Raw genomic sequence first — 23998 nt, 5'->3', positions numbered from 1 at the left:
CATAGATTCCGAATGATCTGGAAGGTCGCTATGAAGCTTCAGCCCCCCGACACCTCCGAACTGCACTTCGGCTACTTCTTTCCGTCTGGCAAGACGAACTTTCTGTACTCGGACGAGGCGGCGCGCACGCGACCGGACATGAACAAGAAGAACCTCCTGGCGTTGGCTCAGGCTGCGGAGGGCGTCGGCTTCGATTCATTGTTCATCGCGGACAATTGGTCCGGGCACCAGCGGGCCGCCGAGGCCGGTGGCCATCAGGCGCCGGCATATCACGCACCGCTGCTGGCCATGGCATTGTTCGCTGCCACCGAGCACATCGGCGTGGTCTCCACGTTCCACACCACGCATCACAAGCCGGCGCATGTCGCACGGATGGGCGCCACCCTGGACGCGTTCAGCGACGGACGATGGGGCTGGAACGTGGTCACCGGGTTCAGCGCCGCAGAGGCAGCCTTGTTCGGTGAAGACTTCATCGAACACGACGAGCGTTACCGTATGGCCGGGGAGTTCGTCGAGGTGGTGACCTCGCTCTGGAGCGAGCACGAACCGATCGATTTCCAGGGCGAGTATTACAAGGCGACCGGACGAATCAAGCTGCCGCGACCGGCGCAGAAGCCACGCCCACTTCTGGTCAGCGCGGGTGCGTCCCCTGCCGGCACAGCCTTCGCGTCGCAGTACTGCGATCAGTTGGTTGCCATGGGCAACACACCCGAATTGGTTGCGCAGATCGGGGAGCGACTGACCGGGCTCAGTGCAGACACACAACGGTCGGTCGGATTGTGCCCGTTCTCGATGGCGCTCATCCGCGACGGCAACGGTGAAGCGGAAGAAGTGTTCGAGGGACTGCTCAAGAGTCTCAACGTGGAGGCGACGGCCGAGATCGCGGCGGATGTCCTCGGCTCCATCGAATCCTCGCGGGCAATGTACGAGAAGATGGGCCCCGAAGAGGCCACCAAAGCGTTTGGTGGCGCGGGTTCGATGCTCAAGTTCGTCGGAACTCCAGAAACTGTTGCCGAGCAACTCATCTCGCTCAAGTCGACCACGGGAGCGACCAACCTCCTGATCAACTTTCCACTATGGAGCCCCGACGAGCTCAAATCGTTCAGCCCGGTACTCGACATCCTGAGGGAAGCGGGGATCTGGTCACCGCCGGAAGAGCGGAACCACTCCTGGTGACTCAGCGATCGGTTTCAGGCGCGACTGGTTCATTCCCGAGCGTGAGTCGAATGGCATCCAGAGCGGCTTGTTGCAGCGCAGAGAAGTGCTTGTCGCGGCGGTGGACCAAGACGATCCGCTCTTCCAAATCGAAGTCCGGAACCTGCAACGCGCGTAGCAGGTGATCGCCCGCACCGACCGTGTACGGCGGCGCAATCAAAGCCCAGTCATTCGCGATCGCAGCACTTTTCATCGCCTCGGCGTGGCCGAGCCGGATGACAAAATGCGGCTCTCGATGACCGGCGGCTCGCAACTGGGCAACCAGGTTTCGCTGGTATACGACGTCTTTCGGTGCACCGACAAGCGGCAGACTCAACGCCTCGTCGACGGTCAAGATCGTGCCCGGTGGGACCAGTTGCTCGGTTGCGAACACTGAAAGCGAATACGTAGCAAGTATTTCCGACTGTGTTGACTCCGACAGCTCACGCTCATCCCAGTTGAGGACGGCGAAGTCGAACTCGCCCGTCTCCACTCCGTGCACCACTTCTTCGGGGCGCGAGATCGACACGGTGATCTCCGCGAGCGGTCGTTGCTTACCGAGCCTGGCGACAATCGGGGGAAGCAGGTAGGTGCCCACGGCCATACTGGACGCAACAAGTACGCGCCCCGTTTCACCGGACGCGAGATCGCCCACATCTCTGCGCACCTGAGCCGCACTGGCCAGGACCTCTTTGGCCCACTGGTTGGTTCTTTCGCCGGCTTCGGTCAACACCAGCCTGTTTCCGCGACGCACGAACAGCTTGGCACCGACCCAGGACTCGAGGGCGCGCAGCTGGGCCGACACCGCAGGTTGGGCGATCATCAATATCTCTGCCGCGCGGGTGACGCTTCGTTCGTCGACAACGAGACGGAATATCTCCAGTCGCCTCATCGATAGTTGGCTGTCCACGTACCTCACCTCATAAGCAATTGGGTATGGCTGCATGCAGATCTTGCTAATTGATTTATACCGGTGCCTGGATCACTGTAAGTCAAGTCACATGAATCGCCAATCCCGCCCTAGTGGGCGGTCAACGTACAAGAGGTGCGCAATGCCAACACCCACCGACGCCGCGGACCGCAGCACAGTGGGCTCTATCTCGATTCTCACCGACGACGAGGTCACAGCAGCCGTGGACCAACACGCAGCGATCGCCTCAATTCGCGAGGTTCTGCTGTCGGCGCACCGCGGAACGGCCCATGGGATTGCCAAGACGATGTCTCAGTGGGACAGGTCGAGCACGGCCCACTCACTCGGCGCAGTCGACATGCAGCAGCGCGTCGTCGCGTTCAAGAACTGGGTCAACACCCCGCGAGGTGCATCCGCGCTCTTGTCTCTGTTCGATTCCACCGATGGTCGTCCGCTCGCGGTGATGAGCGCCGGGGCGCTGGGCATGCTGCGCACTGCGGGAACTGCTGCAGCAGCGACTGACATCTTGGCTGCCCCCGATGCTGCTGTCATGGCCGTCCTGGGAAGCGGCCGTCAAGCACTTCAACAGGTGCGCGCGGTACTCGGCGTTCGGCGACTTGAAGTGGTCCGCGTATGGAGCCCTTCAGTACACAGCCGAGAAGCGTTCGCACAACAGGTCAATGACGTACTCGGCGTTGCGGTCGAGGTAGCCGACAACGCCGAACAAGCGGTGCGTGGGGCGTCGATCATCACCACGGTGACCCGATCAAACGAACCCTTCGTGGACGGTGCGTGGCTTGAAGACGGCGCTCACCTCAACGCAATCGGCGCGATCCTCCCCACCGCTGCTGAACTTCTCCCGACCGTGCTCCCACTGAGTGGTCTCACCGTTGTTGACGACCTGGAGAACGCGCGTCGTGCGTCACGAGAACTGCGCGAGTACTTCGGGACTGACCTCACAGGCGTGATGACGTTGGGCGAAGCCATCGATCGTGGCGTCACACGTCCCCCCGATACTCGGCTGACCGTCTTCAAGGGCGTCGGCTCCGGGCTCACCGACTTGGCAATCGCGTGTCTTGTCTGGCGGACGGTCATCGCCTCACGCGCGGAGGCACTCTCATGAAGTACCGCGCCAACCCTGCCCGCTTGACCGGTTCCATTGCGCCACTGATCACCCCGTTCACCGACGAGGGAGCACTCGACGCCCCAAGCCTGCAGAGGCTCGTGGACTGGCAGATCAACGCAGGCAGCCACGGACTATCCATCGGTGGCTCCACCGGCGAGCCGAGCTCGCAGACGGTGGATGAACGGATCCACGCCATCGAGGTGGTGGCCGACGCCATCGACGATCGGGTGCCGTTCATCGCCGGCACCGGATCGGCCAAGCTTGATGAGACGCTGGCACTGACAGCTGCCGCACACCGCGCGGGCGCTGACGCGGCACTCGTGATCACACCGTATTACGCACGGCCGACCCAACAGGCGCTCTACGAGTGGTATTCGCGAATCGCAAACGAGTTCCCCGACCTACCGATCATCTTGTACAACGTTCCGTCGCGCACTGCCGTGGAGCTCTCACCGCATACAGTTGCTCGTCTGCACAGGGACGTCGCCAACATCGTCGGCATCAAGGAAACCACCAAAGACTTCGAACACTTCTCACGCGTGATCGACGCCGCGGACGACGGTCTACTCGTCTGGTCGGGCATCGAATTGCTCTGTCTGCCTTTGTTGGCACTCGGAGGGATCGGCTACATCAGCGCCACCGCGAACATAGCGCCGAGGGCGTCCGCGCGGATGTACGAGTGTTGGATGGCCGGCGACCATGACGAGGCGCGACGTATCCACTACGCACTCCATCCGTTGGTGGACTTGCTCTTCGTGGAGACCAACCCGACCACCGCGAAGTGGGTTCTCGAGAGAGAGGGCCGGATCAGCTCAGCACATGTTCGGCCACCTCTTGTTGAGACAACAACTGAGGGTGTCAGCAAGATCAGCCAATTACTCACTGGCGCAGACGCTCTGATGACGCTTGAAAGGGAGATCACATGAGACTGGGCACCATTGCCCGCGACGGGCGCCAGGTCACGGTCGCGAGCATTGACGGGATCGTCATACACGATATCTCCCGGCTGGCCGGGCCTGGCGGATTGGCGGGCCTGCTCAGCTTGCTCGACTCGGCCGAGATCGCCGGCCTCGACCTCGGGGAGTATCTCACCATCGACCTGACTGGCTCTCAATGGCTCCCCCCGATTCCCCGTCCGGACCGGATCCTCTGTGTCGGACTGAATTACGCGACACACGCTGCCGAGGTGCTCTCCGAGGTCACCGAACATCCGACACTGTTCACCCGATTCCCGTCGACCTTTGTAGGTCACAATCAGCCGTTGATCCGTCCGCACGTGTCCGACACGCTCGACTGGGAAGGCGAGATCGCGGTGATCATCGGTACCGGTGGGCGCCACATCCGCGCTGACAAGGCAATCGATCACGTCGCCGGGTATGCACCGATGGGCGAGAACAGCGTTCGGGAATGGCAATTGCACACGAAACAAGCCACCGCAGGCAAGAACTTCGACGCAACGGGGTCGTGGGGACCGTGGATAGTCACGCGCGACGAGGTGCCAGATCCGGCCGCTCTGGAAGTCATCACCGAACTCAATGGTGAGCAGATGCAGCATGGCCGACTGTCCGACCTCATCTTCGACGTGGGCGCCATCATCGAATACGTGAGCGCTTTCACCGAATTGCTGCCGGGCGACGTGATTGCGACGGGTACTCCCTCGGGTATCGGCCACAGGCACGAACCGCCGCGATATCTCGCTGCGGGCGACAAGCTCTCCATCCGCATTCCGGGACTGGTCGAACTGAACAACGAGGTTTCCGACGAAGACAAGGTGTTGCAATGACAATCGACATCCGGCAACGGGGAGACCTCGCCGCATCCTTGCGTGACGTCATGGCAGACGTGTGCACCCCGGTTGCGATAGTTACGTCCTGCGTGGACCACACTCCGTTCGGTTCCACGGTCAGCGCCTTTTGTTCTCTGTCGATGGAGCCCCCGATGGTGATGGTGGCCCTCAACCGCGGATCCGACACCCTTCGTGCCTTGAAAGTTTCGGGGCGATTCGGCGTCAACGTACTCGGAAGTAGAAATGCTGATCTGGCAATGCAATTCGCGAGGAAGGGCCCAGGCAAATTCGACGGCGTCAGGTGGACGCCGACTCACGGCGTACCGCGCATCGACACCAGTCCTGGGTGGATAGCGTGCGATGTCGCCGGACTCGCCGATGGAGGCGACCACCTCATCATTTCAGGCAACGTCGTCGGCGCAGACCTCCAACACTCCGAACCCCTCACCTACCACCAACGCCGGTTCGGCACGCATGTGCCATTCCCGACAGGGTCGTGAGGACTCGAACGGGCGCCGAGACGGGGTAGGACATCGCCGGTGCCTGTTCGCCCATGCGGTGCACGAAGTGTGTCGCCTCACAAGAAAGTCAAACAGATGAGCATGGAACGATTACTAGTATCGGAATTCGAAGGACGATATGTCGAAAAGGGTGACGACGGTTATGAAGCTGCCCGGATGGCGAGAGTGTTCAGTACTCGCCGCCCTGACCGTTACCCGGCCGCAATTTTGTTTCCTCGTTCAGAAGACGACGTCATCTCAGGACTTCGCCTTGCGAAGAACCGCGGTTGGCAGGTCGGGGTCAGGGCGGGCGCACACAGCTTCCCGGTTTGGGGTGTGCGAGATGACGCGCTCTTGATCGACTTCGCAGACTTCAAGGAGATCGGTTACGACGCCGAGACTCAGGTTGCCTCTGTGACACCTTCCGTGCAGGGCGGCGCCGAGCTCAACGAATACCTTAAGCCGCACGGGAGAATGTTTGCAGGTGGGCGCTGCCCTACAGTCGGGGTTGCGGGTTTCCTGTTGCAAGGCGGAATCGGGTGGAACTTCAGGGGCTGGGGGTGGGCTGTCGAACGACTTGTCGCTGTCGACGTGGTGACCGCTGACGGCGAACTCGTACGCGCCGATGAGTTGCAGAATTCGGACCTGTTCTGGGCGGCCCGTGGATGCGGACCAGGTTTTCCGGGAATCATCACTCGCCTTCACATTCACACACGCGCAATTCCGCACGCCCTCATGTACACCCGCCAGTTCTATCCAGTCGAGCACTATGCGGAGATACTGGAGTGGCTGAGCGCTGCGCAGAAGAACATGCACAAAGATATTGACGTGCTGGCAATGTCGATACAGCCGGAGTTCGAGCTACCAGGCCACTCCGGGGGTTTTGTTTTCGGAGTTTCAGGGGTGGCCTTTTCCGACACCGGCGGAGGAGGGGGCTAAAATGCTGGAGCCTTTCGCGGACAACCCGCTGGTCGAGAAAGCTCTGTTGGTGGAACCGCCCACGTTGACCACCCTCGATGCAGAATATGCCTTCGTTGATTCTGTTCATCCGCCGAATCGGCGCTACCGAGTGGAGTCGGCGTGGGTAGACGGAGATTATGCCGAGATAGCACGGGCCTCGCAGACGCTCGTTCGAGAACGCCCGGTAGGCGAAGCTGGGTACACCTTTTTTCAATATGCTTTGTCGCACGAGGGGCCCGACATGGCACAGTCTCTCAAGACCGACCTGATGGTCGGCGCTTACATCATCTACAACAACGCTGCTGACGACGATTTCTATCGGCAATGGACACTCGATGCGATGGCTCCCCTCGAGCCCTTCACTGTCGGCCAATATTGGGGCGATAGCGATCAAGAACATAGGGCTGTTCGGTGTCTCACCGACTCGGCGTGGGACCGGTTACAAACGGTCCGGCGAGTGTGGGACTCAACGGACTTGTTCGTCGACTACTTGGCGGGTCCGGGCGGCTTCCAGAACGTCAACGGCTGGGGCAGCTCATGATAGGGCCTTCAAGCACTGAGGGCTGCAGCGCGAGCGTCTGTCGGCCAGGAGAACAGCGGTGGACTTGAGCAATAAAGTCGTCGTGATAATCGGCGGTGGCAACGGCATCGGAGCCGCCGGAGCGGTACAGCTGGCGGCGCAAGGCTGCAAAGTCGTCATTGGTGATATTTCTGAGAGTTCTGCATTGCAGTGCGCAGAGATGATCCGAAGGCGTGGGGGTCAAGCAGTCGGAATCAAATGCGACGCATCATCAGAAGACGATCTGGGCGCGGCACACAGGGCAGCGCTCGAGTCCTTTGGGACGGTCGACATGGTGTGGTGTCATGCCGGCCGCCCGATGGCCGGCATTCTGGAACACATCCCGACCAGTCAATGGTTGTCTCTCCTCGAATTCAATTGTCTGTCACCGGTGAGGGCATTCGCCGAGTTTGCGCCGGCAATGATCGCGAGATCAGCGGGACACCTGGTCGTCACCTCGTCGAGCCTCGGCTTGTTTCCTGAACAAGTTCCCATGGCAGCCCCCTACGTGATGAGCAAGGCCGCGCTCGTGGGCTATTCACGAGCGCTACGCGAGTACCTTCGTCCGGCTGGTGTCGGTGTCACGCTGTTATGCCCCGATGCGACGGCGACCTCTCACGCGTCGAACATCTCTCTCATCGGGATGGACACTGACACAAAAGCCCTGGACATTGACACATCCACGATGGACTCACCTGAGTCGGTCGCAGCGGCACTTGTGGATGGTCTTGAGCGCGACTTGTTTCTCGTGTCGTCGACGCTGGAGGTGGAAGCACGTCTGCACGCGGACGTGGACCACCTCACAGGTCGGCAAACGGCCGACGAGACCGGTGGCTCCTCGATAGTCGTCACCGCAGAGCTTGTCGTAGACGGCGACAAACACGACCAGCTCGTCCAGGCGCTTCGCGAACTCACGGAGCAAACAGTCCGAGAAGAAGGCAACGTCCGATATAAGTGGACGTGCGGCCTCGATAGCCCGGGCGTGTTCACCCTGTTCGAAGAGTGGCGCTCAGCCGAAGCAGCCGCCGCTCACGGGGAATCCGCGCACGGAAGAGCATTCCTGGAATTTCTTCGAGGCGTGGGTAAGAGTTCGATTACCGCGACGCGCCTTGATGTACGAAGCTCGGAGCCAATGGCGCCGCCGCGCTGATGTCAAGACTCGGCGCCGGCCGTCCGGATCGTCGACCACGCCGATAGGTCGAACGTTCATTACCTGAGGGCTCGACGCCTTTTCCGAAGTATCACCGGGATAGCCGCGTTCTCAATGGGTTTCGGTACCAGGGCCGAAGGTCTGCCCACCGGTGTGCAGGTCGCGGCCACCCGTCACAAACCGACAGTCTGTCCTCCATCGATGACAAGGGCGTGGCCGGTGGTGAACGCGCCCAGATCCGAGCTCAGCCACAACACTGCGGAGGCGACTTCCTCCGGACGGCCCATCCGTCCCACCGGTTCCTGCGCGATCACGCGTGCGCGGCCTTCGGGAGTGCCGCCGGAGAAGCGGTCCATCATGGGCGTCTCGATGATGCCGGGACAGATCGCGTTAATGCGGATCCCTTGGGCCGCGTAGTCCAGCGCTGCCGACTTCGTCATCCCGATCACCCCGTGTTTGACAGCGGTGTAAGCACTTTGGCCGCGGATGCCGATGACGCCGGCGCCTGAGGACGTGTTGACGATCGACCCGCCGCCATTGGAAAGCAGGTGCGGTATCTGGTGTTTCATGCAGAGGAACACGCTCTTGAGGTTGGTCGCGACAAGGCGGTCCCAGTCGTGTTCGGGGATGTCGACCAGTGGCGCCACCGGCTGTTCGACCCCGGCGTTGTTGAACGCGATGTCCAGACGCCCGAACGAGTCGATCGTCTTGGCGAGTGCGGATTCGATCCCGTCGCCGTTGGTGACGTCACAACCCGTACCCAGCGCTCGGACGCCGTGCTGCTCGATCAACTCGACGGTACGGGCGAGCTCGTCCAGATTGATGTCGGTTACTGCCACGTCGGCACCCGCTGCAGCGAACGCGATTGCGGTGGCGCGGCCTATTCCGCCGGCTGCACCGGTGACGAAAGCGACCTTTCCGGCAAATTCATCGTGAGTCATGGATTTCCAATCGATGTGGGTGGATCAGAGCGTGAGAAGAACTTTGGTGGCGCGGCGTTCGTCCATTGCCCGGTAGGCGTCAGCGGCTTGTTCGAGCGGCAGGGTGAGGTCGAAGACCCTGCCGGGGTCGATGGTTCGATTCCAGATGAGATCGATCAGTTCGGGGAGGAAGCGTCGCACCGGTGCAGGGCCGCCGTGAAGGTGGACGCCCGAGAAGAACAGTTCGAGTCCGGGTAGATCGACGTCGTGGGAGACGCCGACGTAACCGACGTGTCCGCCGGGCCGGGTCGAGCGGATGGCCTGCATCATCGACTCCTGGGTGCCGACGGCCTCGATGACAGAATGTGCTCCGAGCCCACCGGTGAGTTCCTTGATCTTGGCGACACCGTCGTCGCCGCGTTCCTCGACGATGTCGGTGGCGCCGAACTCCCGCGCCAGGGCCTGGCGGTCGGTGTGACGGCTCATGGCGATGATGCGTTCTGCACCAAGTTGTTTCGCGGCCAGGACACCGAGGAGCCCCACCGCACCGTCGCCGACCACGGCAACGGTCTTGCCAGGGCCAGCCTCGGCCGCGACGGCGGCGAACCATCCGGTGCCGAGCACGTCGGAGGCGGCCAGGAGTGACGGGATGAGGTCGGGGCCGGGCTGCCCGGGAGTTGCCACCAATGTGCCGTCCGCCAGGGGGATACGGGCGTACTCGGCCTGGGTGCCGATCTCACCCATGATCTGGGCGTGTACGCACCTCGATTGGTAGCCGGCCTGGCAGATCTCGCAGGTGTTGTCCGAGGCGAAGAACGACCCGACGACGAAGTCGCCCACATCGACGGTCGTGACGGCATCCCCGATGGCGGTGACGGTACCGACGTACTCGTGACCCATGGGTATCTGGTCGGCGGGGTCATCGCCGCGGTATGGCCACAGGTCTGAACCACAGACGCATGATGCGGCGAGGCGGATGATCGCATCCGTCGGCTCGACGATGACAGGGTCGGGGCGGTCGACGATCTGGACGTCGCGGGGCGAGGCGAGAATGACTCCACGCACTGGTGTCTCCTTCGGTGAAGCGGGTATGTGTCCACCACATAACCGTGGATACGTGCGGCGGGGGAGTCACTGACAAGAGGTGTACTGACAGGGAACCCCTGGACGACGCGGCCGCGCCTACCCTGAGTTTCATGAACAACCGGGACGAGGTACGTGAGTTCCTGATGTCGCGACGGGCGAAGGTGACACCAGAGGAGGCAGGGTTGCCTACCGGGCAGAACCGCCGGGTGGCGGGCCTTCGCCGCAGTGAGGTGGCCATGTTGGCCGGGGTGAGTGTGGAGTATTACGCCCGCCTCGAGCGTGGAACCATCGCGGGGGCCTCGGCATCTGTGCTCGACGCCATCGCCCGGGCGCTGCTCCTCGACGACACCGAACGAGCGCATTTGTTCGACCTGGCCCGAGCTGCTGACGGTATCCCGACTTCAGGCCGCCCCCGCCGGCGTGGCAGCAAGCCTGCGATGCCGCGGTTGAGCTTGCAGTGGGCGCTCGATTCGATCACCGAGGGAGTGGCGTTCGTCCGCAATCAGCATCAAGACCTGGTGGCCACCAACGAACTCGGGCGCGCCTTCTACTCGCCGCTGATCGGTGACGGCGGGCGCACCCCGAACCTGGCCCGGTTCCAGTTCCTCGACCCGGCCGCACACGACTTCTATCCTGACTGGGAGTTGTTCGCTCAGATGTGTGTCTCCATCATGCGTGCCGAAGCCGGACGCGACCCGTACGACAAGGGTTTGCAGGATCTGGTCGGCGAATTATCCACCCGCAGTGATGTTTTCCGGACGCTGTGGGGCGCCCACGATGTGCGAACACACGGGTCGGGCACCAAACGATTCAACCACCCGGTGGTCGGAGACATCAGCCTGGCGTACGAAGAACTGGTCATCACCGCCGATCCGGGTTCGGTGTTGATGGTGTACACGGCTGAACCCGGTTCGCCCAGTGCGGAGCGGCTTCGGCTACTCGGATCGTGGGCTGCCGAGCACAATCAGGCCAAGTCGTCGCAGACGTAAAAACATTGTCGATCAATTGATTCGGGAGTTCACATGCAGATAGTCCGCAGTTCGGTTTCGACCACCAAGGGGCCCAACGACTGGTTCACCGGCGATGTCTACATCGATGCCGTGGCCGCTGCGCCGGCACCATCGCGGGTGTCGGCCAACCTGGTGCATTTCATGCCTGGGGCGCGAACACATTGGCACCGTCACCCTTTGAGTCAGACCGTGTTCGTCACCGAGGGAATCGGGCTGTGCCAGCGCCGAGGTGGACCAGTCGAGATCATCAGACCAGGTGACCGGGTCCTCTTCGAGGCCGATGAAGAGCATTGGCACGGTGCCGCGCCGACCCGCCTGATGGTCCACCTCGCCATCAACGAGAGCAGCGAAGAGTACGACGCCGTCCAGTGGCTCGCACCCGTCACAGACGAGGAATACAACCAGGAACCGGCCACCGGGGACCTGCCTGGCTCACGCTGACGAATGTCTCGCAAAGGGCCTGGTCAGTTGAAGGTGCAACCGGTGACGGGCTTGTTCGCAAACCGATCCATCAGGTAGTCGACGGCGCCACCCGTTCCGAGACCGTCGATGAGGTCGGGCCCGAAGTGGTTGGGCAACACCAACCCCGGGGTGATGGGCGGCAGCTGGTTGGTGCGGAACGTGACGTCGGCGCCCTTCTCGCACCACTCGCCTGCGAGCTGCCGCGCCTGCTCGTACGGGATGGTGTCGTCATTGATGCCGCTGGTCACGAACACCGGACTCGCCGGTGTCAGCGTGCCGATACGTTGTTGCTCGAAGATGGGCGCTGCTTCGGGAATGGTGTCGAGGTTCTCGAGTAGAGACTTACCGTCCTTGGTGAGCGAGCTGGTGTGCAAGAACGGTTGCTGGAAGATCACATCACCGATGCACTCGGTTCCCAGCCGATCCAGCATCGCTTGTCCTGCAGGAGTTGTGCGCTCGGCGAGAGGCTCCTTGAGTGCGGGATGACGCGCGACGAAGCCATTGATTGCGTAGCCGATGACTCCGCCGATCAGATTGCCGTCGACCTTCGCCAGAACGTCGAGGAGATCCGCAGGGGGCGCGCCTGACCAGGTGCCCTTGAGGTTGAGCTCAGGGGCGTCGGTCGGCTGCAGTTCGGCCGCGGCCGCTGATGCCCCACCACCTTGGGAGTAGCCCCAGAAAGCTATCGGCGTGCGAGAGCCGGTACCGCTGAGTGTGTTTGCCGCTCGAGCTGCATCGATCATCGCGTGGGCTTCCTCGATGCGGTTGACGTACGTGTGGATGCCCGGAGTGCCCAGCCCCACGTAGTCGGTGACGAACACCCTTGCGCCCAGGGCGTTCCAGCGTGCCGCTGACAACGCTTCTTGATTCGCGGACAAGGAAAGAGGGTCGGTTTGTGCAATCAACCCGGTGGCGAATGCTCGCGACGGTGCGCATTGATCGCCTTGACCCATGGTGCCCGGGCCGATGATGACGGTCGGCCGCTCTCCCTCGCCTTGCCACGGCTGGGTCGAGTCGATGAAGGTGCCGCTGACCGGCGTCGGCTCACCGTTCTCCAGGCGCGAGGTGTAGAGGACGCGGCTTGCTGAACCCGGCCACGGGCCGTTCACACTCGGGATCGACACCAGCAGGGGCATCGATTCGGTTCGGATCACCGAACCCGGAGTGGTCGGGTACTCGGCGGGCGTGCTGTAGAAGTCCGAGGACGGGGTAGCCGACGCCGACGGAGCAGCGCCCACGGCGGCAGCCGTCACCACCGAGACACTCAGCGCCAGTAGCGCGAAGCGAACTCGCCTGGTGGCCCCGCTGCGCGTGAAAAGAGTGTGTAGCAACGTGATTCCTGACTATGAAAGGGATTCGCCGACCGCTGGTGATCGTGGACTCAGATGACCGTACCGACATCGGTGGTGACGAGATGATCGAGTGCCCGTTCGGCTACGGCCGCGATGGTCATCGACGGGTTGCAGGCCGCCGAGTTGCCGGGCATCAGCGCGCCGTCGAGAACGTAGAGACCGCGTTGCCCGTGCACGCGACCCTCGAGGTCGCACACCGAGCCCATGCTGGCTCCACCGAGCGGATGCCAGGTGGAAGGGAAGAACTCGTTGGTGTCGGTGAGGATGCCGCCCGGTCCCGCGATCTTGCGCACAGTGGGGCCGATATGGCGGTTCTGGATCTCTGCGTCACTGTCGGTGGGCCACCGCAGGATCGCGTCGTCACGGTCGGAGTCGTAGTGGAAGCGGCCGCGTCCGGTGCTCACCCCGTAACCCACCATCATCGTGCTGCGGGCATCGAAGGACAGCGGCGGCACCGACGCCTGGATCACGGTGTGCGCGGCGTCCGGGTCGGACCAGTTCTTGCTGCCGTAGATGACCGGCCCACCCTGCGGCGCACCGAACTCGGTCTCCAAATTGGTCCACACGTAGATGCGGTCGGCGTTGCTGCCCCAGTTGCCGCCGAGGTCGTCGGGCATGTCGGGTATCTGTCCCTTTGCCGCGGCGCGCATCAGCAACTTGGAGGTGTTCATACTGCCGGCAGCCATCACGAGTGCGTTGGTGGTCAAGATCTTGTTCTCGAGAACGTTTCCGGCTGAATCGATCCGGTCGACATAGACGCGCCAACGGCCTTCGGGTGTCCGCTCGACATCGGTGACGTGGTGCTGCGTGTGCACGGCCACCCGCCCGGTCGCTTCGGCCGCAGCGATATAGGTGACGTCGACCGAGTGTTTTCCGCCGTTGTTCACACCGAGTGCGCCATCGCCGTTGGTGTACGAGGGTTTCATCTTCCCGCGCAACTCGTCGAGGGCGAAGTTCCAGTCGATCGGCATCGGGATCTTCGACACCGGCAGGCCCGCTTCGCGAACGCTTTGGGCGAACACCCGCGCGGCCCGGTAGTTCGGGGTGCCGATCAGCTCGTCAGGTGCTTCCGCGAGCCGGAGCATCCTGGCGACACGCGGGTAGTGGACCCGATTCATGGTCGCCCAGTCGAGCTCCTGGGGGAAGTGTGTGTTGAACACCGATTCGTCGGGTTGCAGCGTCATGCCCTGATAGACCAGTGACCCGCCGCCGACCCCGGCCGCACACAGCGCGGTCATGTTCTCGCCGGGGACCGCCTCGAGCAGTCCGACGTAGGGCTCGAACACGGCGGGCTTGCCGAATAGTTGGGGGGCAGACCGGTACCACAGGATGCGCTTGTCGGGCGTGGTGGCTCTGGGGAATGTCTCCGAGTTCGGACCTGTCGCCCAGCGCCTTCCGCGTTCGAGCACCGTCACCGGCACACCCGCTTCGGCCAGGCGCAGTGCGGCGACACCGCCACCGAATCCCGAGCCGATGACGATCGCCCGATGGTCTTCACGGACCACCGGGGTGCGCTTTCGCGGCGTGGGATTTCCGTGGGCGATGGCCGGACTCGCGATGGCGGCACCGACCACGGCAGCACCGGTCAGAAACGAACGGCGGTCGAACGCGGACATAGATCCCCCGAATCACGAGCTGGACAAACCCCGAATGCCCTGGCCGACGCATGTGGTGACCGTTCTGCAGGCGTGGTCAAAACTAGACAGTCACTGGCCAATGTGTCAAGAATTACACTCGGGCCATCAAGTGGGCTCCAACGCAGGACGAAGCCACAGGGTGAGGAACTGGCGTAGATCATCGTCGGAGTGGACGGCGTCGCTGTCGAACAGCACCACCGACAAGCCGAGGCGCAGGGCGATCTCGACGATGTTGTCGAGGTTTTCCGCGACGTGGGGATCTCGCGCTGCCAGTGGCGAGAGAAACTCGCGGGCAACCGGTTTCGCTCGCGACATCATGCCGGTGTCGAACACAGGGTTGCCCTGCTGTGCTCGTAGCAGCAGAGCGAGTACAGGGTCAGCGCGTACCGCAGATCGTCCGGCCACGATGAGTTCGACAACGTATGCGATCGAGGTGTCGATGGTGTCCACCCGGGCGTGGATGTCTCCCATCACGTGGACGGTGAGGTCGGCGATTGCCGACGACACCAGTTCCTCGCGGGACCCGAAGATGGAGTAGACCGTCTGGCGTGACACCCCTGCGGCGTGTGCTGCAGCAGCGATGTTGACGCCGTCGAACCCCTGCTCGGCGATGAGCGCACGAGTGGCTTCGAGGATCTTGTGCCGCGACCGCATGCCCGACATTATCGCCCCACGCTGCACAAATCTGTCGGACCCGGCTCCCGGAATCGAAACAGGCTCAGAAGCAAACGGATACGCGGCTAGTCTGGGCGACAACACCGATGTCAGGGCTGCAAGGAGGCTTCAATCGTGTTCACCGAGCTGTTCCCCATCCTGTCCAGCCGAGATCTCGATCGCCTCGTCGCGTTCTATCAACAGGCATGCGATGCCCAACTCGTCTACCGGTTTCCGGAAGAAGGGCCCGCGGGCTATGCGAGTCTGCAGATCGGGAAATCGTCGTTCGGAATCGGATCAGATCCATCGGCGCCGGAGACACCCAGTCGGGGAGCGCTGTGGCTGTACGCAGAGAGCTGTGAAGACGGATTCGACGCGCTGGTGTCTGCAGGTGCCGCGGTTGTCAGTCCGCCCACCGATATGCCCTGGGGCGAGCGGGTCGCGGACGTCACCGACCCCGACGGCAACCTGATCCATGTGGGCCAGCGACCCGAACCCGCCGAGGACCCGGAACCCACTGAGCTACAAGGTCATCCGACCTGATCAGTGGGCTCCGGGTGCGCTCAGATGACTGGTGACACCGGACCGCCGGTGAGCACGCGGTATGCGTAGGTGCTTGCGATGAGCGTGGCCGGGATGGTCACCAGCAGGCCGACCAAGCACAGGATCGCGCCGAGGACGTTGAGCCCGAAACAGGCCAGCGCCAACAGGAGCAGTGACCCGATGTTCTTCGACGTCAGGTCAAAGCTCGACTTGATCGCGGTGAAGGCGTCCTGATTGCGATCGATCGCGAAAGTCAGTGCGTACCAAGTCAAATAGAGGACGATCAGGCCGGGGATGATCAACAGGATGAATCCGACGACGGTCGCTACGCCCACCAGAACCGCGATGATGAAGACCGCGCTGAGATTGCGGAAGTTGAAGAACGCGCCGATCGACGGCCGGTTACCGTCCAGCTCGGCCAGAGCGCCGTTGGTGAACGCGGCACGGAACAGCGTGCTGACGATGAACGACAGCACGGTCCCGATCACGCTGAGGGCGGCCCCGCCCCCGGACAACTCATTCTGGAAATCGAAGCCGGTGAATGCGAACTGGACAAACCAGCTGGCCACCAGGGACAACAGACAGATGGCGATCCAGGCACCGGCATTTGCCTTGTATTTGGACCATCCGTAGCTCAGAGCTGAGCCGACCGATAGCTGCGGTGGACCGAAGCCGGCAGTCCCGGGGTAGCCACCCTGAGTGGAGTATTGATCCACCGGAGGTGGTGGTGGCGGGAAGCCGCCTTGAGGCGAAAAGCCCTGGCCTGGTGGCGGATAGTTCTGGCCGCCGGGTGGGGGATACTGCCCGGCGGGTGGCTCTGGCTGTCCCGAACCCTTCCCGAGGGGGACATGGGGTTCGTTCTCGCGCGGTGGGTACTCGGTCATGGCCTGCTCCTACGTCGGTGCGGCTGGTCGATTTTGCACACTGTTCTGACCAAAGCCCGTATGTAGGTGCGGTGTCAAGTAATACGCGTGGTGTTAGCCGAGCTGTGCCTCAATCGTTCCCGCAGCGACAGCGGCGACCAGTTCACCGTGGTCGCGTTCGGTCTGATCGGCGTAGTTCACCGCGAATGCCGCGATGTCCTTGTCGATCACCTTGCCACCGCCGAAGTAGCCGGCCAGCAGGCGCGGGTCGACCGACCGCGAGTGAGCTCGCGCCAGCAGTCCGCCCGCCAAACGCCCGTAGTCGTCGAGCAGACTGCCCTTGAGGGTGGTGGGGTCGATGTCGCCTTTGAGGTTTCGGAACTGTCGGACGATGAACGGGATCCCACCGATTGTCGTCCAGCCGAGCAGGATATCGGTCTCGGCCTGAACCATCCGTGCGCCGTTGACTATGCGCCGGCCCTCGTGCCGGGGAGTGTCGGCTGCAACGTAGGCGGCCAACGCCGATGGCTTTGCCTGTTTCACCTGCATCACAAGGTCTTCCGAGCGATTACCGTGCAGCAAGGCCACGTAGTTCCGAAGGCCCACGCTGCCGGTGCCGACTATTCGGAAAGCCACATCGGACACCGCGAATCGAGCGATCAGGTTCCGTCGCGACTCCCGCAGCGTGTCGACGTAGTCCGTCAGGCCGTCGATGACCGCATCGGCGGTGGCGGTGTCCACCCGGGTGAGGTTCGGCGGATCGGCGACGAACCGGTGCCGCTGGATACCGGTGGCAGGGTCATCGACCTGTTGCGTCCACTTGGCCACCACCTTCTCGCTCGTGTTCTTCATCGCCTTGTCTGCGGCAGCCTCGAAGCTGTCCAGCAGAGAGTCGGCTTTGACCTGATCCAGAACCGAGACGTCAGGGATCACTGACCACGACCGCAGAAAAGGCGCGTCGGCGAGCTTCTTCATCGTTTTGCGATACGACTTCACGGCGTCCTCCGCGGCTTCGCGACAGCCGGATTCCGAGACCCCGCCCTGCCGGCCCGCGAGCACCAAACTCGCCGAAAGGCGCTTGAGGTCCCACTCCCATGGGCCCGGGATGGTCTCGTCGAAGTCGTTGATATCCATCACGATCTTGCCGTCGGGGGTTCCGTACAACCCGAAATTGGCGGCATGCGCATCGCCGCACAACTGCACGGCCAGCCCGCTGTCGGGTGTTCCGGCCAGGTCGGCCGCCATCAAACCGGCTGCACCGCGGAAGAAGGAGAACGGGGACGCGGTCATCCTCCCGATGCGCAGCGGAATGAGCTCGGGCATCCGGCCTTCGTTGCTCGCAGCGATGTACTCGAGCACGCTGGGTCGATCCGTGGCTGCGGCGCGGTGGGCGTGTGCACCGGGTGCAAGGTTGTCGCGCAATCGACGTCCCTGCTCGAGGACATCGTCTGCGCGCACGAACCGGCGCAGGTCGATCGTCTGTTTGGCCATGCCGGCGCCCTCCGTCGAATCAGTCGGTCACTCGCGGCGAGGTGAATCGGGCGAGGATGGCGTGCGCCGCACGGGATGCGAGGTCGCGGTTGTAACTCTGGACCACGTCGAAGGTGCGATCGAGGTCGGGGACCTGTTCGTGCCGGTCACGCGCGGACAGCAGTGCCGAGGCGTGCGGACCGAGAACCACCACCGTCCACTCGTTGACGAGGTCATCATCCGGGTCGAGCGGGGCGTGCTGGACGTTTCCGTCGAGCATCTGCGGTAGGCCGACGCCGTACACGCCGGCGAAACCGGCTTTGTCGGCCAGGGAACGCCAACGCCGTGCCGTCGCCGGTGTGAACTGCCGAGCCTCCTGAAAGGTGCCCAGCACCAGGGTGCCCGGCCCAGCGGCCGCAGCCTGCGTCTCCAGGGCCTTGCTCATCTCGATCAGCAGGCGTTTGTCGCCGGGGCGGGGAACATGACTCGCACTGACGATGGCGTACGGGGTGGTCGCGGAATCGTCGTGGGCGGAGCCGGTCGCGGTGTCACGCGGCGGAAGTGCAGCCACCGGCTCGTCGGCGAAAAGCGCCGGGCTGTGCGCGGTCGGGAACAGGGCGCCCATGCCGTGGGTGGCGCCGACCGTCTGCGCCGCCACCCGCAGCGCCTCGCTGTCGACACCTTCGGCGATGACCAGAGCACCGGTCCGTTCCGCATGGGCGGCCAGTGCGTGGGCCAGCCCGGCGATCTCCGGATCTTGGGTACGGGCCAGCAACTCCGCAGGGGTGAAGATCACGTCGGGTTCGATCAACCACAGCAGAGTCAACGCGCGATCATCGAGCCCCAATCGGTCCACGCAGATCAGACGACCCGCGGCACGGGCCGCGGCGACCTCGTCCAGGACCGCGCGGGGCCTGCGGAAGGTCTCGCCGGGGTCTACGGAAAGAAGCAGGTGGTGCTCGGGCCGCGCCGCGAACGTGAGGTGAACGGGCGACAGCAGATCAACGGTCGCAAAGATGGGCACGGTGGTCTTGGCCGGGTCCGCGTTGAAGAATGAAAGCTTGCGACCGTCGACGACGTCGGTCTGCTGCATCATCCGCGCAGCACGGCGCAGAGACTTCGGGGTGTTCAGTGCGGTGTCACCGCGTCCACGGACCTGTAGTTCCACAGCGAACAGCGCGTCGTCGGCGAGTCGACGAATGGGTGCGTAGTGCGGTACGAGTTCGAGTTGCTCGAAGATCTCGTCCGACTCAGAGGTCGAGGTCACCGGTTGCCACTGTTGAGCACTTGCGTTCGATCATCAACCAAGCCAACCACACGATAGGCCCAGGTGTACGCACACCCGTTACCGAACCGTTATGAAAAGGTCGCAGTTCGGTCTCGGTGTCACGGTCGGGTTTGAGATCTGGGTCAGCAGGGCAAACTGCGGTCATGACTTTCACCGCGCCTGGCCTCTCTGATGACGCCACAAAGAAACTGGTCACTGTCCTGCAGGAACGTCTCAGCGCGTTCAACGACCTCCATCTGACTCTGAAGCACATCCACTGGAACGTCGTCGGTGCGAACTTCATCGGCGTTCACGAAATGATCGACCCCCAGGTCGAACTCGCCCGCGGCTACGCCGACACGCTCGCCGAGCGCATCGCGACCCTGGGTGGCTCACCTAAAGGCACCGCCAAGGCGATCGAAGAGGATCGGTCCTGGAACGACTACTCGGTCGGCCGCGACACGGTGCAGGCCCACCTCGGCGCCCTCGACCTCGTCTACGTCGGCGTGATCACCTCGCAGCGTGAGGCCATTGCCGTCGCAGGCGAGATCGATCCGGTCACCGAGGACATCCTGATCGGCCAGACCGCTGAACTCGAGAAGTTTCAGTGGTTCGTCCGTGCGCACCTCGAGAATTCCTCGGGAGAGCTGGCCAATGCCGGCGCAAGCACTGAACAGGGCGCCGCCGACCAGAGCCGCTGACCCTCTCACCATCGAAGTCATCTCGAGGTGCTCACCCATTGCGGGTGAGCACCTCTTGGCTTTGGTGGGTGTTTGAACCTTTTCGGGACTCAGCTGGACATCACGGGTAACGTCCTCGAACTAGAACATGTTCTAGTCGATGAGGAGATGCACATGCCGAGTGTCGAGGAAATCAAAAAGGTCGTCGAGTCCTACGTGGACCTGGTGGCGAACGGTAAGCCAGAGCAGGTCGCCGATCTGTACGCAGAGGGCGCGACCGTCGAAGACCCGATCGGCGCCGACGTGCGCAGCACGCGCGAATCGATCGTGGAGTTCTACGGTGTGATCGCTGCGATGGACAAGACCACCGCTGAGCTGCATTGGTCGAAGATCGCCGGCGACACGGCAGTCTTCGAGTTCACCCTCATCACCGAGGCCGGCGGTTCCGCCTTCAAGATCACGCCCGTGGACATCATGGTCTTCGATGACAACTGCAAGATCACCAGCATGCGTGCGGTGTGGAGCCAGGAAGACCTCCAGCAGGTCTAGTCAGTGCCCTACCGCAAACTGACGGTCGACGGGTTCACGTGGAACCTCGTGGACGACGGACACGGTCCGGCCGTGCTGTTGCTCCACGGGTTTCCTGGTCTCGCATTCAGCTGGCGTCACCAGGTCGAGCCCCTGGTGGCTGCCGGCTTCCGCGTCATCGCGCCGGACATGCCCGGATACGGGGCCACCGATTCGCCCGGCGACGTTGCCGAGTACACGTTTGTAGCAGTCGCCAATCGTGTGGTCGCGTTGCTCGACTCGCTTGAGGTTCAACAGGCAATCGTTGTGGGCCACGACTTCGGTGCCCCGACCGCATGGACCATTGCCCTCGAGCATCGCGACCGGGTGGCCGGGCTGGTGCTGCTCGCCATGCCCTATGCCCCCGACCGGCTGCCGATCAGGCCGTCGGACGCCTATTCGGTTCTGGCACAGCAACATTTTTTCCATTTCGAGTACTTCATGCAGCCAGACCTCGCCGAGGCCGAACTGAACGCGGAACCGCGCGAGTTCCTCACGCGGCTGTTCCACGCCTTGTCGGGGGACTTTCGCTACCTCGACATCTGGCAGCATCCGAGCCACCGCGACGGCCGCCGACTGGGGTACCTCGATGTACTGCCCGCAGCACCGCAACTGCCGTGGTCGTGGTTGTCGGAAGGGGACCTCGACGAATACGAGACAGCCTTCCGCAGAACCGGATTCACCGGCGGTCTGAACTGGTACCGCGCCGCGGACCTCAACTGGGAGAGCGCCGTCGACGGTCGTGTGATCGACGTCCCGGCCTGTTTTCTCGCCGGTGGCGAGGACCCGGTGATCACGATGGCGGGCCGCAAAGCCATCGGGCGGATGCGCGAGACGATGCCAAGGCTTCAGACCGTCCGCACCTTCGACGGGGCCGGACACTTCATCCAGATGGAGCGGCCCGATGAGGTGACCGCGGCGTTGATCGGCTTCGCGAGGTCGGTGCAGGACGGCGTTCCGGCTGTGGGCTGCACCTGAGTGAGTTCTCGAGGTGCTGTGTGAACCAATCCGCCGCATCGTCGGCGACGAACTTCCCATGTACACACTCCAGAAGGCGGCGGACATGGCAAGCAGCGTGCGAACAGTCGGTGACGAGGCGCGTTTCTCAGGTGACTCGATGAGGCGTCGGGCCAATGCGGAGACAGGCGTCAGGAGTATCGAGTTGGTCGGCGACGACGGCACGGTGACCACGCTTCTCCAGCGCGCCGACGGGACCATCGAGATCCACACTGCGGCGATGTCGTCGGCCGGGCGCGCGGTTCGGGTGCCGCCGACGGGTTCTGCTGTCGCATACGCCACCAACTCCTGATACCCGACAGGCGGAGATGGTGGCGGTCGACGTCACCCGGAGTCGAGACTCCGTAGGAGTTTCATGAACCGCAACATCATGCCGTTCAACGTCTCCGGGTCGAGATGTTCTGTGAGTAGGGCATCCAACTCTGCGTACGAGGAGTAGCCCACGGCCAGTAGTCTTTTGCCTTCCTCGGTCACGAAGAGTGTTGCTGTGCGGCCTCTTCCGCCACTCGTCGTCCTCTCCACGGCGCCGATCGCCTCCAGCTTGTTCAACGTCGCCTGCATGCTCTGTGGGGTCACAGACGCGCGGCGTGCGAGCTCGCTGTAGGAGATCCCTGGCCTTCGTGACAGGTGGCCCAGAGCCGACAAGTGGCGAATGGCAATACCTTCGGTCGCCAAGCGGGACTCCACCCGCGCGCGCATCCGGTTGCCCAGGGCAATCAGGACGAAGGCTGCACTCGAGGGCGCGATGCCATCCTCGGTGCTCGTCGGAGCCACCTCGGCACCGCGATCGTCCTCCGGCACGTTGACTTCCTCACTCGTCGATTCCGGCCAACAGTAGACCACCGTGGGAGGTGGGTGCGGCCGAGAATGAGGCGCTGCCCCGTTGGTTTGACATACGCGCAGCCTCAGTTACAGTCTGACTGAAACTACCGCAACGAGTGGGCGTGAAGCGAGATCTTCGCCCTGTGGCGGCCGAGGCAAGGGGTGAGCGTGGACGTACTCCGTGACGTCGTGATCTGGATTCATCTGATCGGGTTCGCCGTGACCTTCGGGGGCTGGGCGGCGGAGGCGCTGGCACGCCGTTTCAGGACCACCGCCGCGATGGACTGCGGCTTGCTGGTCTCGTTGATCAGCGGGGTCGTGCTGGCTGCACCCTGGCCTGCCGGTGTGGAGACCAATTGGCCGAAGGTGGGCCTCAAACTCGCCATCCTCATCGTCCTGGGTGGAGTTCTCGGTGCGGGGAACGCGAAGCAGCGACGTACGGGCAGTCCCGTCCCGCGCCCGCTCTTTTGTGCCGTCGGGGTGTTGTCCCTCCTGGCTGCCGGGATCGGAGTCATCTGGTGAGCTTTCGCCACTACCTGCGTCAAGCGCCGAAGGTTTCAGCCCGAGAGGCAATCGAACTCGCACAGGGTGGCGCCTTGGTTGTGGATGTCCGACGGCACTTCGAGTGGAACAGGACCCACATCCCGGGTGCGGTCCACATCCCTCTCGAAGACCTGGAGCGCCGCTCCGATGAGCTGCCGGACGACCGATTGCTACTGACCTTCTGCACAGGCGGGCTGCGGTCCTCCGCCGCTGCAAACCTCCTGAACGACTGGGGATGGGAAGCCCGGAACATCAGCAGGGGATTGATTGATTGGCGAGCTGCCGGAGGGCCGCTGATCGGTGGGCCTGCGGCCGAATGATGTCCCGCGTCGACTGCCGTGAACCGTGGGCAGTGACGAGTTCACTCCTCGTCAAGCAGTTGAAGTCGCAGCGCTCCGAGGGCGATGCGCACCTGCTCCACGTCCGCGCCATCGGCAATCGCCGCGAGCGCCGCGCGCCAGGTGGCTGCGAGTAGTCGTCCGAGCACCGGGGTTGTCGGAACCGCGCGCAGACTGAGCATCTCGGCAAGTCTGTCGTGCTCGGTTCCCGCGGGCGGATCTCCGAGAATGTGAAGAAAGTCTTCCCGCACGGCAAAGTCCAGTCCGACGAGCAGTGCCGACATCGCAGCGCCTGCGCGGTCGGATCCCTCGACGGCCAGTGCTCCCTCTATGCGGTCGAGCAGGCGACGTTCCACGTCGTCCCGGACGAACGTGTACAGACCGAGTTTGCTGCCGAAGTGGTGGTAGAGGGCGCCGGTGGTCACCTGTGCTGCCGACGACAGTTCCGCGACGCCGACCTCATCGAAGGGGCGTGCCCCGAACATCTTGACCGCAGCCAGAACGAGCCTTCCTTTCGGAGAGGTCGATATCGGAATCCACTCACGCATACCTACATAATGCAGTTACGCTCACCGTAATCAC

28 protein-coding genes are annotated in these 23998 nt (G+C 63.1%); 17 read left to right on the top strand and 11 right to left on the bottom strand.

Translation table 11 applies throughout. The features are described 5' to 3' along the window. The first annotated feature begins 30 nt into the window (after positions 1-30). Complete coding sequence (locus KXR83_RS01470) at positions 31-1176, top strand: LLM class flavin-dependent oxidoreductase (protein ID WP_437423271.1); 1146 nt, start codon at positions 31-33, stop codon at positions 1174-1176. 1 nt (position 1177) lies between these two features. On the opposite strand, the gene KXR83_RS01465 is transcribed toward KXR83_RS01470, so the two are convergent. Further along, complete coding sequence (locus tag KXR83_RS01465; protein WP_437423270.1) at positions 1178-2104, bottom strand: LysR family transcriptional regulator; 927 nt, start codon at positions 2102-2104, stop codon at positions 1178-1180. A 142-nt stretch (positions 2105-2246) separates the two neighbouring features. On the opposite strand from KXR83_RS01465, the gene KXR83_RS01460 reads away from it, so the two are divergent. The 7 genes from KXR83_RS01460 (at position 2247) to KXR83_RS01430 (ending at position 8185) form a co-directional block, all read left to right on the top strand. Further along, positions 2247-3227, top strand: coding sequence for an ornithine cyclodeaminase family protein (locus KXR83_RS01460; protein ID WP_437423269.1), 981 nt, complete (start codon positions 2247-2249; stop codon positions 3225-3227). Next, entirely contained in the window at positions 3224-4156 is a 933-nt protein-coding gene (gene dapA, locus KXR83_RS01455; protein ID WP_437423268.1) for a 4-hydroxy-tetrahydrodipicolinate synthase, read from the top strand. Before KXR83_RS01460 ends, dapA begins: the two co-directional genes overlap by 4 nt. Further along, a complete protein-coding gene (locus tag KXR83_RS01450) occupies positions 4153-5013 on the top strand; it encodes a fumarylacetoacetate hydrolase family protein (protein WP_437423267.1) in 861 nt (286 codons plus the stop codon). The genes dapA and KXR83_RS01450 overlap by 4 nt, the downstream gene beginning before the upstream one ends. Beyond that, positions 5010-5516: a flavin reductase family protein gene (locus KXR83_RS01445; protein WP_437423266.1), complete on the top strand. Its 507-nt coding sequence runs from the start codon at positions 5010-5012 to the stop codon at positions 5514-5516. Before KXR83_RS01450 ends, KXR83_RS01445 begins: the two co-directional genes overlap by 4 nt. 96 nt (positions 5517-5612) lie before the next feature. Then, entirely contained in the window at positions 5613-6455 is an 843-nt protein-coding gene (locus KXR83_RS01440; protein WP_437423265.1) for an FAD-binding oxidoreductase, read from the top strand. A 1-nt stretch (position 6456) separates the two neighbouring features. Further along, the gene (locus tag KXR83_RS01435) at positions 6457-7017 is read left to right on the top strand and encodes a hypothetical protein (RefSeq protein WP_437423264.1); all 561 of its coding nucleotides are present in this window, start codon (positions 6457-6459) and stop codon (positions 7015-7017) included. 58 nt (positions 7018-7075) lie between these two features. Continuing rightward, complete coding sequence (locus tag KXR83_RS01430) at positions 7076-8185, top strand: SDR family NAD(P)-dependent oxidoreductase (RefSeq protein ID WP_437423263.1); 1110 nt, start codon at positions 7076-7078, stop codon at positions 8183-8185. Between the two features lie 173 nt (positions 8186-8358). Here the strand turns inward: KXR83_RS01430 and KXR83_RS01425 are convergent, their stop codons facing one another. Together KXR83_RS01425 and KXR83_RS01420 are read right to left on the bottom strand one after the other, a co-directional pair. After that, complete coding sequence (locus KXR83_RS01425) at positions 8359-9126, bottom strand: glucose 1-dehydrogenase (protein ID WP_437423262.1); 768 nt, start codon at positions 9124-9126, stop codon at positions 8359-8361. Positions 9127-9150: 24 nt separating this feature from the next. Beyond that, positions 9151-10170 carry a zinc-dependent alcohol dehydrogenase family protein gene (locus tag KXR83_RS01420; protein ID WP_437423261.1) on the bottom strand — a complete coding sequence of 340 codons (1020 nt, stop codon included), beginning with the start codon at positions 10168-10170 and terminating at the stop codon, positions 9151-9153. A gap of 131 nt (positions 10171-10301) precedes the next feature. On the opposite strand from KXR83_RS01420, the gene KXR83_RS01415 reads away from it, so the two are divergent. Both KXR83_RS01415 and KXR83_RS01410 read left to right on the top strand, forming a co-directional pair. Beyond that, complete coding sequence (locus KXR83_RS01415) at positions 10302-11180, top strand: helix-turn-helix transcriptional regulator (protein ID WP_437423260.1); 879 nt, start codon at positions 10302-10304, stop codon at positions 11178-11180. A 33-nt stretch (positions 11181-11213) separates the two neighbouring features. Further along, entirely contained in the window at positions 11214-11642 is a 429-nt protein-coding gene (locus KXR83_RS01410) for a (R)-mandelonitrile lyase (RefSeq protein ID WP_437423259.1), read from the top strand. 23 nt (positions 11643-11665) lie between these two features. Here KXR83_RS01410 and KXR83_RS01405 read toward each other — a convergent pair whose 3' ends face one another. The 3 genes from KXR83_RS01405 to KXR83_RS01395 form a co-directional block, all read right to left on the bottom strand. Continuing rightward, a complete protein-coding gene (locus KXR83_RS01405; protein WP_437423258.1) occupies positions 11666-12994 on the bottom strand; it encodes a lipase family protein in 1329 nt (442 codons plus the stop codon). A 50-nt stretch (positions 12995-13044) separates the two neighbouring features. Beyond that, positions 13045-14631: a GMC oxidoreductase gene (locus tag KXR83_RS01400; protein WP_437423257.1), complete on the bottom strand. Its 1587-nt coding sequence runs from the start codon at positions 14629-14631 to the stop codon at positions 13045-13047. Between the two features lie 126 nt (positions 14632-14757). Continuing rightward, positions 14758-15306, bottom strand: a complete 549-nt coding sequence (locus tag KXR83_RS01395; protein ID WP_437423256.1) for a TetR/AcrR family transcriptional regulator — start codon at positions 15304-15306, stop codon at positions 14758-14760. 135 nt (positions 15307-15441) lie between these two features. On the opposite strand from KXR83_RS01395, the gene KXR83_RS01390 reads away from it, so the two are divergent. Then, positions 15442-15849 (top strand): VOC family protein, encoded by a 408-nt coding sequence (locus tag KXR83_RS01390; protein ID WP_437423255.1) that lies wholly within the window; start codon positions 15442-15444, stop codon positions 15847-15849. Between the two features lie 20 nt (positions 15850-15869). Here the strand turns inward: KXR83_RS01390 and KXR83_RS01385 are convergent, their stop codons facing one another. The 3 genes from KXR83_RS01385 to KXR83_RS01375 form a co-directional block, all read right to left on the bottom strand. After that, complete coding sequence (locus KXR83_RS01385) at positions 15870-16733, bottom strand: hypothetical protein (protein ID WP_437423254.1); 864 nt, start codon at positions 16731-16733, stop codon at positions 15870-15872. Positions 16734-16826: 93 nt separating this feature from the next. Beyond that, a complete protein-coding gene (locus tag KXR83_RS01380; protein WP_437423253.1) occupies positions 16827-18203 on the bottom strand; it encodes a DUF2252 domain-containing protein in 1377 nt (458 codons plus the stop codon). A 19-nt stretch (positions 18204-18222) separates the two neighbouring features. Next, positions 18223-19449, bottom strand: coding sequence for an EAL domain-containing protein (locus KXR83_RS01375; protein WP_437423252.1), 1227 nt, complete (start codon positions 19447-19449; stop codon positions 18223-18225). A gap of 164 nt (positions 19450-19613) precedes the next feature. Here KXR83_RS01375 and dps point away from each other — a divergent pair, with 164 nt between their 5' ends. The 4 genes from dps to KXR83_RS01355 all read left to right on the top strand — a co-directional run bounded on the left by dps (position 19614) and on the right by KXR83_RS01355 (position 22005). Then, entirely contained in the window at positions 19614-20150 is a 537-nt protein-coding gene (gene dps, locus KXR83_RS01370; RefSeq protein ID WP_437423251.1) for a DNA starvation/stationary phase protection protein Dps, read from the top strand. 153 nt (positions 20151-20303) lie between these two features. Beyond that, complete coding sequence (locus KXR83_RS01365) at positions 20304-20678, top strand: nuclear transport factor 2 family protein (RefSeq protein WP_081729770.1); 375 nt, start codon at positions 20304-20306, stop codon at positions 20676-20678. A gap of 3 nt (positions 20679-20681) precedes the next feature. Further along, on the top strand, positions 20682-21674 hold the full coding sequence (locus KXR83_RS01360) for an alpha/beta fold hydrolase (RefSeq protein WP_437423250.1): 993 nt from the start codon (positions 20682-20684) through the stop codon (positions 21672-21674). A gap of 85 nt (positions 21675-21759) precedes the next feature. Further along, the gene (locus KXR83_RS01355) at positions 21760-22005 is read left to right on the top strand and encodes a hypothetical protein (protein WP_437423249.1); all 246 of its coding nucleotides are present in this window, start codon (positions 21760-21762) and stop codon (positions 22003-22005) included. A 32-nt stretch (positions 22006-22037) separates the two neighbouring features. On the opposite strand, the gene KXR83_RS01350 is transcribed toward KXR83_RS01355, so the two are convergent. Further along, the gene (locus tag KXR83_RS01350; protein WP_437423248.1) at positions 22038-22514 is read right to left on the bottom strand and encodes a MarR family winged helix-turn-helix transcriptional regulator; all 477 of its coding nucleotides are present in this window, start codon (positions 22512-22514) and stop codon (positions 22038-22040) included. 189 nt (positions 22515-22703) lie between these two features. Here KXR83_RS01350 and KXR83_RS01345 point away from each other — a divergent pair, with 189 nt between their 5' ends. Both KXR83_RS01345 and KXR83_RS01340 read left to right on the top strand, forming a co-directional pair. Further along, positions 22704-23057, top strand: coding sequence for a Fe-S protein (locus tag KXR83_RS01345; protein ID WP_437423247.1), 354 nt, complete (start codon positions 22704-22706; stop codon positions 23055-23057). Then, entirely contained in the window at positions 23054-23398 is a 345-nt protein-coding gene (locus KXR83_RS01340; RefSeq protein ID WP_437423246.1) for a rhodanese-like domain-containing protein, read from the top strand. Before KXR83_RS01345 ends, KXR83_RS01340 begins: the two co-directional genes overlap by 4 nt. Positions 23399-23439: 41 nt before the next feature. Here KXR83_RS01340 and KXR83_RS01335 read toward each other — a convergent pair whose 3' ends face one another. Beyond that, a complete protein-coding gene (locus tag KXR83_RS01335; RefSeq protein WP_437423245.1) occupies positions 23440-23964 on the bottom strand; it encodes a TetR/AcrR family transcriptional regulator in 525 nt (174 codons plus the stop codon). Positions 23965-23998: the final 34 nt, after the last annotated feature.

It is taken from the genome of Williamsia muralis (assembly GCF_051487485.1).
In the GTDB taxonomy this organism is placed as follows: Bacteria; Actinomycetota; Actinomycetes; order Mycobacteriales; family Mycobacteriaceae; genus Williamsia; species Williamsia muralis_B.
The sequence above is the reverse complement of the archived record's forward strand: the minus strand, read 5'-3'. Positions and strand labels throughout refer to the sequence as shown.

Bases quoted from the DNA above. Each gene is read 5' to 3' on its own strand.
- KXR83_RS01470 (WP_437423271.1), top strand. From the start codon at position 31: ATGAAGCTTCAGCCCCCCGACACCTCCGAACTGCACTTCGGCTACTTC.
- KXR83_RS01460 (WP_437423269.1), top strand. From the start codon at position 2,247: ATGCCAACACCCACCGACGCCGCGGACCGCAGCACAGTGGGCTCTATC.
- dapA (WP_437423268.1), top strand. From the start codon at position 3,224: ATGAAGTACCGCGCCAACCCTGCCCGCTTGACCGGTTCCATTGCGCCA.
- KXR83_RS01450 (WP_437423267.1), top strand. From the start codon at position 4,153: ATGAGACTGGGCACCATTGCCCGCGACGGGCGCCAGGTCACGGTCGCG.
- KXR83_RS01445 (WP_437423266.1), top strand. From the start codon at position 5,010: ATGACAATCGACATCCGGCAACGGGGAGACCTCGCCGCATCCTTGCGT.
- KXR83_RS01440 (WP_437423265.1), top strand. From the start codon at position 5,613: ATGAGCATGGAACGATTACTAGTATCGGAATTCGAAGGACGATATGTC.
- KXR83_RS01435 (WP_437423264.1), top strand. From the start codon at position 6,457: ATGCTGGAGCCTTTCGCGGACAACCCGCTGGTCGAGAAAGCTCTGTTG.
- KXR83_RS01425 (WP_437423262.1), bottom strand. From the start codon at position 9,126: ATGACTCACGATGAATTTGCCGGAAAGGTCGCTTTCGTCACCGGTGCA.
- KXR83_RS01415 (WP_437423260.1), top strand. From the start codon at position 10,302: ATGAACAACCGGGACGAGGTACGTGAGTTCCTGATGTCGCGACGGGCG.
- KXR83_RS01410 (WP_437423259.1), top strand. From the start codon at position 11,214: ATGCAGATAGTCCGCAGTTCGGTTTCGACCACCAAGGGGCCCAACGAC.
- KXR83_RS01400 (WP_437423257.1), bottom strand. From the start codon at position 14,631: ATGTCCGCGTTCGACCGCCGTTCGTTTCTGACCGGTGCTGCCGTGGTC.
- KXR83_RS01395 (WP_437423256.1), bottom strand. From the start codon at position 15,306: ATGCGGTCGCGGCACAAGATCCTCGAAGCCACTCGTGCGCTCATCGCC.
- KXR83_RS01385 (WP_437423254.1), bottom strand. From the start codon at position 16,733: ATGACCGAGTACCCACCGCGCGAGAACGAACCCCATGTCCCCCTCGGG.
- KXR83_RS01380 (WP_437423253.1), bottom strand. From the start codon at position 18,203: ATGGCCAAACAGACGATCGACCTGCGCCGGTTCGTGCGCGCAGACGAT.
- dps (WP_437423251.1), top strand. From the start codon at position 19,614: ATGACTTTCACCGCGCCTGGCCTCTCTGATGACGCCACAAAGAAACTG.
- KXR83_RS01365 (WP_081729770.1), top strand. From the start codon at position 20,304: ATGCCGAGTGTCGAGGAAATCAAAAAGGTCGTCGAGTCCTACGTGGAC.
- KXR83_RS01355 (WP_437423249.1), top strand. From the start codon at position 21,760: ATGGCAAGCAGCGTGCGAACAGTCGGTGACGAGGCGCGTTTCTCAGGT.
- KXR83_RS01335 (WP_437423245.1), bottom strand. From the start codon at position 23,964: ATGCGTGAGTGGATTCCGATATCGACCTCTCCGAAAGGAAGGCTCGTT.